Genomic DNA, 12,821 nt, shown 5'->3' on the forward strand with positions numbered 1-12,821 from the left:
CTCACTTCAGCGTCGTCCGGCGACGGTGATCGGCAACCTCGTCATGCCGAGGATGAAGTTGGACCGCAACCGCCGTACCTCGCCGGCGAACTCGAAGCGCACCTCGTCCCGGATCAGCCGTCCGAACAGGGAAGACAGCTCGGCATGCGCGACCTGGGCGCCGATGCAGCGGTGGATCCCGCTGCCGTATGACAGGTGCCGATTGGAGGTGCGGGTGAGGTCGAACCGGTGCGGCTCGGGGAACCGGGCTTCGTCGCGGTTGGCCGAGACGTTCCACAGCGTCACCGCATCGCCCGCGCGGATCGTCGTCGCGCCGAACGTGAAATCGTGCTTGGCCACCCGCTGTACGTAGGCATTGGTGGACGCCCACCTCAGCATCTCGTTGATCGCGGTGGTGGGCGTCACCGCGGACCTGCGCAGCAGCTCCCACTGCTCCGGGTGCTCGATGAGCGCCCGGAGCCCGGCGCACGCGGTGTAGGACGACGTCTCGTTGCCTCCGACCGCCACGTTCATGCAGTTATAGAGGATCTCTTCCTCCGACAGCGGATGTCCGTTCACCTTCGCGCGCAGCAACATTCCCAGCAGACCGCGACCATCGGCGTACCGCCGGTCCGGGAGCAGGTCGGCGAAGAAGTCGAATATCTCGGCCTGGGTCTCGGCCAGACCAAGGCGATCGTGCCCGGACCCGCCTACGACCAGTGGATCGTTGAAACCGATCATCCGGCGAGTCAGGTCCACCAGGTGGCGGGCCTCGTCGTGCGTCAACGACATCATTGCCATTAGCGCGCCCGCCGGGAGCTCCGGCGCGACGTCGACCGCGAAGTCGCACCCGCCGTCGGTCAGCGTGGTATCGATCGCCCGGTCCACGAGTTCGGCTACCCGCTCGGCGATCGCGTCCAGCACGGGCGCGGTGAACGCTTGGTGCAACACCTGCCTCAGCTGGCGTTGCCGCGGTGGATCGGACGCCACCAGCATCAGTCCGGTGGCGCTGTCGCCCGCGCCGCCGATCGACCCACCCAACACGGCGCCGCCCGCCGAGCTGAACGTGGAGTGCTCGCGGTAGGCGGTGACCAAGTCGTCGTACCGGGTCAGCGCCCAGAAGCCGGAACCGTCCGGGGTCGGGTTCCAATGGACGGGATCGTTCGCGCGCAACCAGTCGAACGCCTCGTGGTGGCGTTCCGTCTCGAACAGGTCCAGGTCGGTCAGGTCGATGGTCCCGGTTCCGGTCACGGCCGCACCGACCGCTCGCGCACCAGCTTCGCCAGGCCGGCGAGTTCGCGGACCTCCAGGATTTCCCGCACCTGCACCACCGCGCCGAGGTCGTGCTTGATCCGTCGGTGCAGCCGGAACGCCTGCATCGAGTTGCCCCCGAGTCCGAGGAAGTCGTCGTCCACGCCGATCCACTCCACGGCCAGCAGCTCCTCCCAGAGGTCGGCCAAGTACCGCTCGACATCGTCCTGAGGCGCCACCCTGCGCGACTGCCTGCCGCGTTGTTCGGCGGCCACCCGGCGCAGCTCCCGCAGGTCGCGCTTGCCGTGGTCGTCACCCGGTATCTCGGCGACCCGAACGAAGGAACTCGGCACGAGGTAGTCCGGCAGCTCTCGCACGGCGAAGGCGCGCAACTGCTTCGGCGCCAACCGCTGTGGCGACACGACCAGCGCGACGAGCCTGCGGTCGTGTCCCTCGCCGGTAGGGATCACGGCGATGTCCCGCACGTCGGGGTGGCGCAGTAGCGCGCGCTCCACCTCGTGCGGCTCTACCCGATAACCCCGGATCTTCACCTGGTCGTCGGCGCGGCCGACGAAATCCAGCGAGCCGCCCTCGATACGGCGGGCGAGGTCACCGGTCGCGTACATCCGACCGCCACCGGCGGCGAACGGGTCCGGCAGGAACCGCTCGGCGGTCAGTCCGGGACGCCCCAGGTAGCCGCGTGCCACCCCGCGTCCACCGATGTGCAGTTCGCCCACCGAGCCGGCGGGTACTTCCGTGAGATCGGCGTCCAGCAGGTGCACCGAGACGCCGTCCAGCTCCCGGCCGATCGGCACCGACGTGGCGTCCGCGGCCACGTTGGCGACCGGGTGGGCGGTGCAAGCGGTTGTGGCCTCCGTCGGGCCGTACAGGTTGCAGAATTCGCCGGCGAAATCCCCGGAGAGCAGCGCGCGTGCGGCGGCGGGCTGGAGCACGTCACCGCCGGTGTGCAGCACCCGCAGCGTGCTGAACGCCTCGCGGTCGACGTGCACCACGTGGTTGACCGCCATGGTCGGCGCGAGCAGTGCGGTGATCCGCCTGCGGCGCAGTTCCCGGCCCAGGTCGTCGGCCACCAGTTCAGCCATGCCGGGCAGCACCACGACCTCGGCGCCTGCCGCGAACGCGCACCAGGTCTCGAAGTGGAACGCGTCGAACGACAGGCTGGACACCTGTCCGACCCGGTCGGTCGGCCGCAGCCGGGGCAGTGCCCGGTTGTCCGCGAAGTGCACGAGGTTGCGGTGTTCCAACACGACCGCCTTGGGCTCGCCGGACGAGCCGGAGGTGAACAGGACGCATGCGGCGTCAGCACCGTCCACGTCCGGCAGCGGCGGACCGTCCTGCGCCACGGTGTCCCGCGTCGCACCGAGGTCGAACACGTCGACGCCGAGTCCGGCCAGAGCGGGTGCGAGCTCGGAGGTGGTGACCACCAATCGCGCGCCGGATGCGGTGATCATGAGGTTCCGGCGGACCTCTGGGTAGCGCACGTCGACCGCGACGTACGCCCCGCCCGCCTTGAGGATCGCCAGGACCGCCACGAACAGGTCCACAGAGGACGACATGTGGACCGCGACCCGGTTCTCCCTGAGGACTCCACGACGACGCAGCTCGTGCGCCAAACCGTCCGAGCGGTTCGCGAGCTCCCGGTAGGTCATGGCACCGCGGTCGTCGCTCACCGCGGTCCTGTCCGGGTGGTGTCGGACCGTGCGCTCGAACAACGCCACCACTGTGCCGGCGTCGGACGCCCGGACACCCGGTGACCAGTCACCGGGTGTCGTGGTCTCGATGTCTTCGAGGCAGTCGTCGCGGGTGCCGGTGAAACTCGTCGGCTCCCAGCCGGCTGGCACGGCGCGGTCCGCAGGCCACACACTCGGCCGCCCTGCCCCGTCGAGGACGACACGCCACTCGGTCACGGCCGTCATGCCCGCGCCTCGTTCCGGTCGAAGCGCGCACCGTCGCCCGTGCCGGCTTCGGCCAGGAACGAGCGCACGAGTTCGAGGGTGTGCGGGTGCCGCAGCAGATCGTTCCGCTCGGTGTCCACCCGGTGAACCGTGGTCCGACGCGCGCCAGGCCAGTCCTCGGTGAAGGAATGCCGCCGCGACGCGATGTGCAGGACCTCACCGCCCCAAGCGGGCCACGACGCGTTGTGCGCCGCGACCAGGTGGCTCAGCCAATCGAGGTAGAAGTCGGCGACTTGGGCGGCGACGACCTCCGCGTCTTCGTCCGCGCTGTCCGCGCGCAACGCGGATACGGCCAGTTCGACGAACGCTCGACGCATCGACTCCAGGCACTCACCCGGCCGCTCGGACAGCAACCCGTCCTCGAACGGCAGCCCGCGGTCGACTGCGGGCAGCCCCAACTGCTCCCGGACCTGCGTCACGCTCACCTCGTACTGGTCGGCGATCCCGGCGGGCGTCGAAGGCTCACCGTCGAACAGCACGAGCGGGATGGCGCCGCACAGCGCCGCGACTTCTTGGGCGATCGGTGCGGCCATGCAGTACGCGAGCACCGCGACGACCTCAGGGCCGAACGGCCCGTGGCGCGCCGCCAGTTCGGCGGCGTAGCCCGCTGTGTCGACGGCGCGGACGAACGGCTCGTCCAGCAGGTGTCGCACGTCGAACCCGAACGACTCCAGTGGCAGATCCGCCACCCTCGACTCGGCGCGCCTGCCCGGGTAGTCGAGCACGAGCACCACCCGCTCACTCATCTGGTTCCCCCCTGTTCGTGCCGAATTTCGGCCGCGTGGAAAAGACCTCGGACGCCCGGTGGCGCCTTCAGCGGACAACGACGGATTCGGTGAATTCTTGTCAGCCCATCGATTCGTTGTCCACCTGTTCGATGGGCTGGCTATTTTGATATTTGCACGGTGGTGACGAAACGCGATCCGCTGAGTAGCCTCGCCGTACCGCCGACAGGGATCGCGGTGTTCTGACGTTCAACCGGGGGGATTGCGTGCAGGTGGATGGCATGGTGGTCGACGTTGGTGACCCCGTACCGGCGTCGTGGAATGACACCGGACGGGCTTTCGACGACACCGCGACGCTGGTTGACTTGGTAGAACGATCGGTGCGCCGCACACCGGATGCGGTAGCGCTGCGCACCCGCGGCGGTGAGATGTCCTATGGGGAGCTCTGGGTGTCCGCACAACGGTTGAGTAGCGCGTTGACGGCCGAGGGAGTGGGAGACGGCGATTACGTCGGAGTTCTCGTCGAACATTCGCCGGCCGCCGTCGTGGCGATTCTCGGCGTGGTGGGCGCGGGCGCGACGTACGTCCCGCTCGACCCCAGGTGGCCCGTCACACGCCTGGCCGAACCGCTGTCCCAGTTGTCCATCACGTGGGTGCTCACCAGTGGGCGGTACGCGCGCCTGGCGGAGGAAGCGACGTGGCTCGGCGCGCCCGACGCACGGCTCGTCCTCATGGACACCGCGACGCCCGCTGTGGATGAACCGGCGCTCCGCGCGCTGTGGGACGAGGTGGCGGCGGACACCGACCCGTTGCGCGCAGCGGGGTTCAACCGGGGCCCGGCCGACGAGGTGGTCGACCACGCGCAGGTCGGCGTCTACGTGGACCACGTGGCCCGACTGGCGACCGCCTCCGGTGGCACGCGCTCGGTCCTCGAGATCGGCTGCGGCACCGGGTTGCTGGCTGCGGCGCTTGGCGACCGGGTAGCCGAGTACGTGGGAATCGACCCGTCGCCGATCGCGGTGGACCGTTGCCGTGCGGCGGTTCGAGGGCTCGCGGCGACCGCCGATGCCCACATCGGATTCGCACACGACCTCGACCGGCTCGTGGCCGGACAGGTGTTCGACGTGGTGGTGCTGTCGAGCGTGGTGCAGTTCTTCCCCGGACCGGACTACACGCGCACGGTGCTCCGCGAAGCGGTGTCGCGCCTCGCACCTGGTGGCGCGGTGGTCGTAGCCGATGTGGTCGACTTCGCGGACGGCGTGCCAGGGGACCACCTACGGCTGCCGCGAGCCTGGTTCACAGGCTTGGCCGAGGAACTGGGCACACACGTCGAGTTCGTGACTCGCACGGGACCGCACTGGCCTGAGGTGCTCGGGCGCCGGTACGACGTGGTGCTCCGGCCCGTGACCGCCGCGACCGGGTACGCGCTCGAACCGCGGGTGCTCACGTGGCACGACGTCGCGGCACGCGCGTCCACCCCGCCTCGGCGGCCCGAGCCCGACAGCAGCGCGTACGTCATCTTCACTTCGGGGTCGAGCGGGCGGCCGAAGGGCGTCGAGGTGCGCCACCGCAGCGCGGTGAACCTCGTCGAGTGGGTCAACCGGACCTACGGGGTGTCCACGGACGACTGCTTGCTGCTGGTCACCGCGTTCACCTTCGACCTGTCCGTGTACGACCTGTTCGGCGTGCTGGCAGCGGGCGGCGCGATCCGGGTGCTGGCCGACGAGGAGCTGGCCGATCCGGAATGCGTCGCCGACGTGCTCGACGGCGAGCCGATCACTTTCTGGGACTCCGCGCCCGCCGCGCTCAACCAGGTCCTGACCGTCGTTGCAGACCGCGGCGCGCCGCGTAACGATCGGCTGCGCCTGGTCTTCCTCAGCGGCGACTGGGTGCCGTTGCAGCTGCCCGCTCAGGTGCGTGCGCGCTACGGCGCCGCGACGCGCGTGGTGGCGCTCGGCGGTGCGACCGAGGCGACCGTGTGGTCCAACTACTTCGACGTGGACGAGGTGGGCGTGGACTGGCCGAGCATCCCGTACGGCCGGCCCATCCAGAACGCGCGCTACTACGTCCTCGACGGCGAGCGGCGCCCATGCCCAGTTGGCGAGCCCGGCGACCTGCACATCGCGGGTGTCCCGGTCGCCGAAGGGTATGTGGGCGATGAGGAGCTGACCCGTGCCCGCTTCCTGCCCGACCCGTTCTCGGACGGCGGCGAGCGGATGTACGCCACCGGCGACCGGGCGAGGTGGCTGCCGGAGGGCGTGCTCCAGTTCCTCGGCCGATCCGACGACCAGGTGAAGGTGCGCGGCTACCGGATAGAACTGGGGGACGTACAGGCCGCGCTGCGCCGCGCAGCCGGTGTCGCCGACGCGGTCGCGGTCGCCGTGGACGGCGCCAACGGCCGCGAGCTGGTGGCCGCGGTCGCACCCCGGCCCGGCGAGCCGGTGACCGCCAACGGGGTGCGTGCCGATCTGCGGGCGGTGCTGCCGACGTACATGCTCCCCGACCACCTCGTGGTGCTGCCCGCGCTACCCGTGGGGCCCACCGGCAAGGCCGACCGCGCAGCTATCGCCGCGATGGTCCGCGACCGCCGCCGGACCACTGCCGCGCGGTCGGGGGACGATCTGGCGGACACGGTGCTCGACATCGTCCGCGACGTGCTGGAGCACGACGTCGAGGCGGACGAGTCGTTCCTGGACGCGGGCGGTCACTCACTCGCCGCCGCCCACCTGCGGGCACGCGTCCGCAGCCGCTTGGGCGTGACGCTGCGCATCAGCGACATCCTCGGCTGTACGCGGATCACCGACCTGTCGACCCTCGTCGCTGGCGCGGAACCCGATCCCGTCAACACCCCTGAGACCGGTGATCACCGCGGTGTCTCACGGGCGCAGGCCCGTGCCCTGTATGAGCTGCACAACGCGCCGGACGTCCCGGCTTACCAGAACCAGGTGTCCCTGCGCCTGCCCGCGACGCTCACTGCGGACGCGATCGAGTCGGCGTTGGAGCGGGTCGTCGCCGCCCACCCGGTGCTGAGGTCGGGGTTCCGCGCGACACCCGACGGGTGGACCTGCGAGGTCGCCGAACCGTGGCGGCCGGTCGTCGACTTCGTGGACCTGCGCCGTGCCACCGCCGACGAGCGGCGGACGGCGTTGGCACGGGCGCTGCGCGAGCACGGGAAGGTCGACTGGGACCTGTCCCGCGGCGAACTGGCCACCTGGCGGCTGTTCCGGGTCGATGACGACGAGTTGGTGCTCAGCCAGGTCGAGCACCACCTCGTGCACGACGGCTGGTCGCTGACCCTGCTGCTGCGGACGTTCCTCGCCGCGCTGTCCGGACAGCCGTTGCCCGCCGAGCCGCGGAGTTACCGGGAGTACGTCGACGCGGAGGCGGCGGCGCTGCCCGCGTTGTCCGACACGGCGCACTTCACCCGCCGCGTGGAGGCGATGGCCGGCGCGCCCGTCGATCCGGTCGCACCGCTGCCCGACATCGGCAGGCACGCGCCGGAGGCAGTGCCGGCGCTCGCGGACGCGGTCGAAGTCGTGCTCGGCGGCGAGCCGTTCGCGGTGCTGGAGCGCTGGGCGGCCCAGCGCGGCGCGACGACCTTCGAGCTGCTGATGGCGGCGTTCCTGGCAACCGTGCACGACCAGACCGGCGAGGACGACCTGGTCATCGGTTCGGCGGTGAGCGCTCGGCCGCCGGGGTTCGAGGCCACTCTCGGCATGTTCGTCAATACCGTGCCGGTGCGGTCGCCGTGGTCCGACGACTTCGCCGAGTTCCTCTCGATGGTCAGCCGATCGCTGCGCGATGCCGTCGACGGCGAGCTGATCCCGTACGACGCGCTGCTCGACGGCGTGCGCAGGCAGGAGGGCTCGCGGCGCGCGCTGCTGTACCGGTGCATGTTCAGCGCGCACAACGCGAAGCTGCCCGACATGACCGTCCCCGGCGGCACGGCGTTCCTGGAGTACCACCAGAACGGGACGACCAAGACGCCGCTGGACGTGCTGGTGTTGCCGAAACAGACAGGCGCGGACTCGATGGCGCCGGCCGGCTCCGTGCGGCTGGTGTGGGAGTTCGACCGGTCGCTGTACTCGGTGGACCTGGTGCGGGACATGGCCGACCGGTTCACCGACGGCCTGCACGCGCTGGCGGGTGCTGTCCGGTCCGGGCGCTCGGGGGACTGGCGGTGGCCCGTCGTCGCGCCGCTCGTGCTGACCGGACCCGCCGTGCGAGCCCCGGCGGTCCGCTACAGGGTGCGCGGGTCGGCCGTGCCCGCCGTCGTCACGCCGTCCGATACCACCACCCACGGCGAGTTCGCGGCGCTCGTGCGCGCTTGCCGGGACCACCTCGCCGGCAGCGGGGACGGCGAGGTGGTGGCGGTGGACGTCGCGCGGGACGCCCGGTACTGCGCGCGGGTGTTCGCGGCCCTGTCGGCGGGGCTGGCCGTGATGCCGGTCGACCCAAGCTGGCCCGCGTTCCGGCTGCGCGCCGTGCTGTCGACCGCGCACCTGAGGTGGGGTGACGACGACGCGCCGACACGAGTGGGTGAGCCGGACACCGACCTGGGCACCGCCTACGTCGTGCACACCAGCGGCAGCACCGGCAGGCCGAAGCGCGTGGCCGTCACGCACGAGACGCTGTCCGGCTACATCGCCGCGTTCCGCGACGAGTTGCGGCTGACCTCGGTCGACGTGCTGGCCGCGACCGCCTCGCTGCTGTTCGACGCCTCGTTCGAGGAGCTGGTCCCGATCCTGGCGGTCGGCGGCACCCTGCTGCTGGCCGACCTGTCCGACGGTGCCGCCGGGCTGCTGGCCCAGTTGGCGCGAGGCCGCGCCACGGTGGTGGACCTGCCGACGGCGTTGTGGACGGTGCTCGCCGATCACTTGGAGCAGCGGGACGAGCTGCTGCCGGAGCAGGTGCGGGCGGTCGTCATCGGCGGCGAGGCGTACGACCCCGACCGGGCTGCCCGGTTCGTGCGCAGGCACCGCGGCGCGGTGGCGTTGCTGAGCACATACGGCCCGTCGGAGTGCGGCATCTCGGTGGCGTTCCACCGCGTCGGCGGGACCGTCCCGCCACGCGGGACACCCGAGCTCGGTGTTCCGATCCCGGGTGCCGTGCTGTGCGTCTTGGACGAGTCGGGCGCGGGTGTGCCCCTGGGCCGTCCCGGTGTTCTGGGCATCGCGGGCACGCCGACCCGTGCCGATCTGCCCGGCGTACGAACGGTGTCCGGTGTGGATGGACCGGTGCACCTCACGGGTGACCTGGTGCGCGTGACACACGCGGGCGGCCTCGACTTCTTCGGCCGGGTCGACGGTGGGTTGAAGGTGCGCGGGTTCCGGGTGGCGCCGGAGGAGGTGGAACGCGCGGCCGCGGAGGTGCCCGGCGTGCGGCGTGCGGCGGCAGTGGACCTGCCCGCGTCGGGCGGTTCCACGCGGCTCGGTCTGGCCGTGGTGGTGGCGGGTGGCGGCGGACCAGCGCTGCGCTCGGGAGTACGGGCCGCGATGGCCCGGCTCGTGCCCGACTACCTCCTGCCGGACGAGGTGGTCGCGGTAGACGACCTGCCGGTGAACGCACACGGGAAGGTGGACCGCGCCGCAGTCCGCGAGCTGCTGTCCACGCGGCCGCGCCGGCCGGACCCGGAGCGGGTCGAGGTGGGCTCGCGGCTTCGGGCACTGTGGTCGGCGGCCCTCGGCGGCTCGGCGCCGCTCGACGCGGACTTCATCACCGCAGGCGGCGACTCGCTGTCGGCGATGAGACTGGCCACCGCGATCGAAGCGACGTTCGCGGTGCGCCTGCGGTTCCGGGACATCCTCCGAGCGGAAAGTTGCGCGGCGCTCGACGAGTTGGTGGCCGCGCGCTCGTCATCCGGTTGACCGAGACCGACGCGCGGTGCCCGACACCGGGCACCGCGCAGGCGAGGCGGGTCAGGCGGTGACCGGTTCGGTCGTCGGCACGTCGCGCATGCCGCGGATCGGCGAGAAGTACACCCACAACCCGGCCAGCCAGCCACCGGCCCCCGCCACCAGCAACGTCTCCCGGACACCCAGGCTCGTGGCGAGCCAGCCCGCGACCAAAGCACCCACCGGCAGCGTGCCCCACACGACCCACCGCACGGACGCGTTCACGCGGCCGAGCAACTCCGGCGGGCACACCGCCTGCCGGTAGCTCACCTGCGCGGTGTTGTACAGCACCGCGGACAACGAGAACCCGAAGAGCCCGACGGCGATGAGCGCGAAACCCCAACCGGGTCCGGCGAGCGGCACGAGGACACCGGTCCAGCCGAGGCCGAGCACCGACACCCAGATCATCCGCGCCGACCCCACCCGCGTGCTCACTCGCCGGGCGGTCAGCCCGCCCAGCACACCGCCAGCTCCGCCCGCGCTGATCGCCAGACCGATCAGCAGCGGGCCGGCGTTCAGCTCCTTGACGAAGAAGACCATCTCCAGCGCGAAGTACATGGCGCCGAAGAAGTTGGAGGTCGCGGTGCAGGCGACGACCTTGCGCAGCACCGGGTGCCCGAAGACGAACGAAAGGCCCTCCGCGGTCTCCCGACGCACGGCGTCCCAGGAGAAACCGGCGGTTTTCGCCGGCGGCTCCTCCCGCATCGGGAGCAGCAGCAGCGACACCACGCTGACGAGATACGACAACGCGTCAACCGCCATCACGCGCGTGGCGCCCATCAGCGCGACGAGACCGCCCCCGAGGGGCGGGCCGAGCACCACGCTGAGCGATTGCGTGGTGCTCAGCTTCCCGTTCGCGTCGACCAACTGGTCCTTGGTCACCACGCTGGGCACGAAGCTCTGGTACGCGATCTCGAACAGCACGGTCAGGACACCGACGAAGAACGCGACGACGTACAGGTGCACCATCTCCAGCGCGTCCAGCGCGGCGAGAAGCGGCACCACGCCGACGAGCGCGGCACGGCCGACGTTCGACCACAGCATCAGCTTCTTCCGCGCCGACCGGTCGACCACCACCCCGGCGGGCAGCGAGATCAGCAGGAACGCCAACGAGCTCATCGCGGTCAGCACGCCGACCTCGAAGCTCGACGCGTCCAGCACGGTCAGCGCGACGAGCGGCATGGCCACGTACGTGATGGACGAGCCGAACTCGCTCACCCCTTGGCCGCCGAGCAGTAGCAGGAAATTCCTGTTCTTCCACAACGACATCCGTCTCCCCCTGTTCAAGGCGACCCGCAGTGTGCCCGAGGCCCGCGAGCGTGTCGACCGCCGCGCAGGACCGGGAAGCCCGTTGATTTCGATGAGCGGGGTGCCTTGTGCCGTGTGTCTGTGTAATGTTCTCGGCGGGTCGGGGACGGCGCAAAACGCGGTGCCGGGCACGGTTGAAGTTCGCCGTGAAGGCTGCGGACATTTATTTCACGACACGCGTGTCAGCGTGGTCGATGGTTCTTCTCTGGGGGAATTGGTGTATTCGTGGACCGATTCGACTGATTGGAGTCGCGCGCCGGTGCGCGCCGCGCGGGTGTTCGCCGCCGCGCAGCACACGCCAGCGGGCACCTACGGTGTCGACGAATTGCTGCACGTGTCGGCGCCGTTGAACGCGGAGCGGCTGGCGGCGGTGGTGGCCGCGCTCGTGGCGGATCACCCCGAGCTGCGCGCCGAACTCGCCGTCGTCGGTGACGAGGTGCGGCAGCGGCTGGGACCCGCCGACCGTGCCGCGCGGGTCGACGTCATGCCGGGCGCCACGCCGGAGGAGTTGGTCGAGCGGGCCTGGCGGCTGGTCGGACAGGGCGTGTTGTTCTCGGTGCGCCTGGTGCCGTCGGATGCGACCGCGTACCTGCACCTCTTCGCGCACCACGCGATCGCGGACGGCGTCGGCCTCGCTCGGCTGGTCGAGGAACTGTCCATACGCTACGAGGGCGGTGCGCCGGATCGCCGGGAACCGGCAGCCACCCACCCGCGTGCCGAGCCGGACGCGCACCGGATCGAGTGGCAGGAGGTGACGCGCCGCTTGGTCGTGGCCGCCGAGCGACCGTGGTTCGCCGGGACGGCGGCCGACGCACCGACGCTTCACTGCGCCGACCTGACCACAGCGGACCTCGCTTCCACTGCGCGGAGCGCCGGGGTAACGCCGACGGCGCTGTGGGTCGCGGCGGTGCGGGCGGCTGCCGCCGAGGCGTGGAGGTGGCGGCTGGACCGCGTGACGGTCCCCCTGGCGTCCGGTGCGGACGCACTGCTCGGCCTCGACCTGCTGCCGCTCGTCGTCGGGGCGGGCGCGTGGGGAGTCCAGGCCGAGGCCAACCGGCTGTACGACGCCGTGGAATGGGGGGCACCGCCTGTCGATCTGCTCGGTGGGCTCACTTCCTCGGTGCTGCCCGGCGTGCCGGACTGCCTGGCGACGGTGGCGACGGCCGCGCCCGACGTGCGGTTCGCCGGCGTCGTCGCCCGGAGGCTGCCGGCCCCGCCGCGTGGCTCACCCGCCGTGCTCGCCGCCGAGTCGACGCCGGGCGGCGCGCGGCTGTCGGGTCACCCGACCGTGGTGGATCAGGACGACCTCGCCGCGTTCGCCGACGCGTTGCGCGCTGCCGTGCACGCTGTCGGTGAAGGGCGCGACCTCGCCGCCGTGCCCGCCGACGTCGGTCCGCACCCGCGCACGAGCGGTCGACGCGACGTGCTCGCGGACCTCGCGCCCACTACGTCGGCGGCCGAGGTGCTTGACATCTGGCGGCGATTCACCGGTAATGTCTCCGTCCGCTTCCAGGACAGTTTGCAGGACCTGGGTGTCCATTCCTTCCAGGCAGCTCGCCTGGTGGCAGAACTCCGCCGCCGTTTCGGGCCTTCGGTCACGTTGCGTACGTTGTACCGAAATCCGAGTCCGATGCTTTTCGCGCGGTGGCTCGACATTTCTCCCGATGACCGGCGCTGATCGCGCCCGG

The 12,821-nt window shown here is 71.1% G+C and carries 6 protein-coding genes; 2 read left to right on the plus strand and 4 right to left on the minus strand.

The genetic code is table 11. The features are described from left to right. Positions 1 to 6: 6 nt before the first annotated feature. From ALI22I_RS09550 to ALI22I_RS09560, 3 genes are read right to left on the minus strand one after another with little or no spacing between them, the layout of a single operon-like run. Entirely contained in the window at positions 7 to 1,230 is a 1,224-nt protein-coding gene (locus tag ALI22I_RS09550) for a cytochrome P450 (RefSeq protein ID WP_077005099.1), read from the minus strand. After that, a complete protein-coding gene (locus tag ALI22I_RS09555; protein ID WP_143532089.1) occupies positions 1,227 to 3,167 on the minus strand; it encodes an amino acid adenylation domain-containing protein in 1,941 nt (646 codons plus the stop codon). The genes ALI22I_RS09550 and ALI22I_RS09555 overlap by 4 nt, the downstream gene beginning before the upstream one ends. Beyond that, positions 3,164 to 3,952, minus strand: coding sequence for a hypothetical protein (locus tag ALI22I_RS09560; protein WP_143532090.1), 789 nt, complete (start codon positions 3,950 to 3,952; stop codon positions 3,164 to 3,166). The genes ALI22I_RS09555 and ALI22I_RS09560 overlap by 4 nt, the downstream gene beginning before the upstream one ends. 344 nt (positions 3,953 to 4,296) lie before the next feature. Between ALI22I_RS09560 and ALI22I_RS09565 the strand changes: the two genes are divergently transcribed. Further along, a complete protein-coding gene (locus ALI22I_RS09565; protein WP_179118169.1) occupies positions 4,297 to 9,798 on the plus strand; it encodes an AMP-binding protein in 5,502 nt (1,833 codons plus the stop codon). 51 nt (positions 9,799 to 9,849) lie between these two features. On the opposite strand, the gene ALI22I_RS09570 is transcribed toward ALI22I_RS09565, so the two are convergent. Beyond that, positions 9,850 to 11,043, minus strand: a complete 1,194-nt coding sequence (locus ALI22I_RS09570; protein ID WP_202970900.1) for an MFS transporter — start codon at positions 11,041 to 11,043, stop codon at positions 9,850 to 9,852. Here ALI22I_RS09570 and ALI22I_RS09575 point away from each other — a divergent pair. Continuing rightward, positions 11,006 to 12,811 (plus strand): phosphopantetheine-binding protein, encoded by a 1,806-nt coding sequence (locus tag ALI22I_RS09575; protein WP_143532091.1) that lies wholly within the window; start codon positions 11,006 to 11,008, stop codon positions 12,809 to 12,811. The two genes, ALI22I_RS09570 and ALI22I_RS09575, sit on opposite strands and share 38 nt — an antisense overlap. Positions 12,812 to 12,821: the final 10 nt, after the last annotated feature.

The sequence above is a fragment of the Saccharothrix sp. ALI-22-I genome, from assembly GCF_001984175.1.
Classification (GTDB): domain Bacteria; phylum Actinomycetota; class Actinomycetes; order Mycobacteriales; family Pseudonocardiaceae; genus Actinosynnema.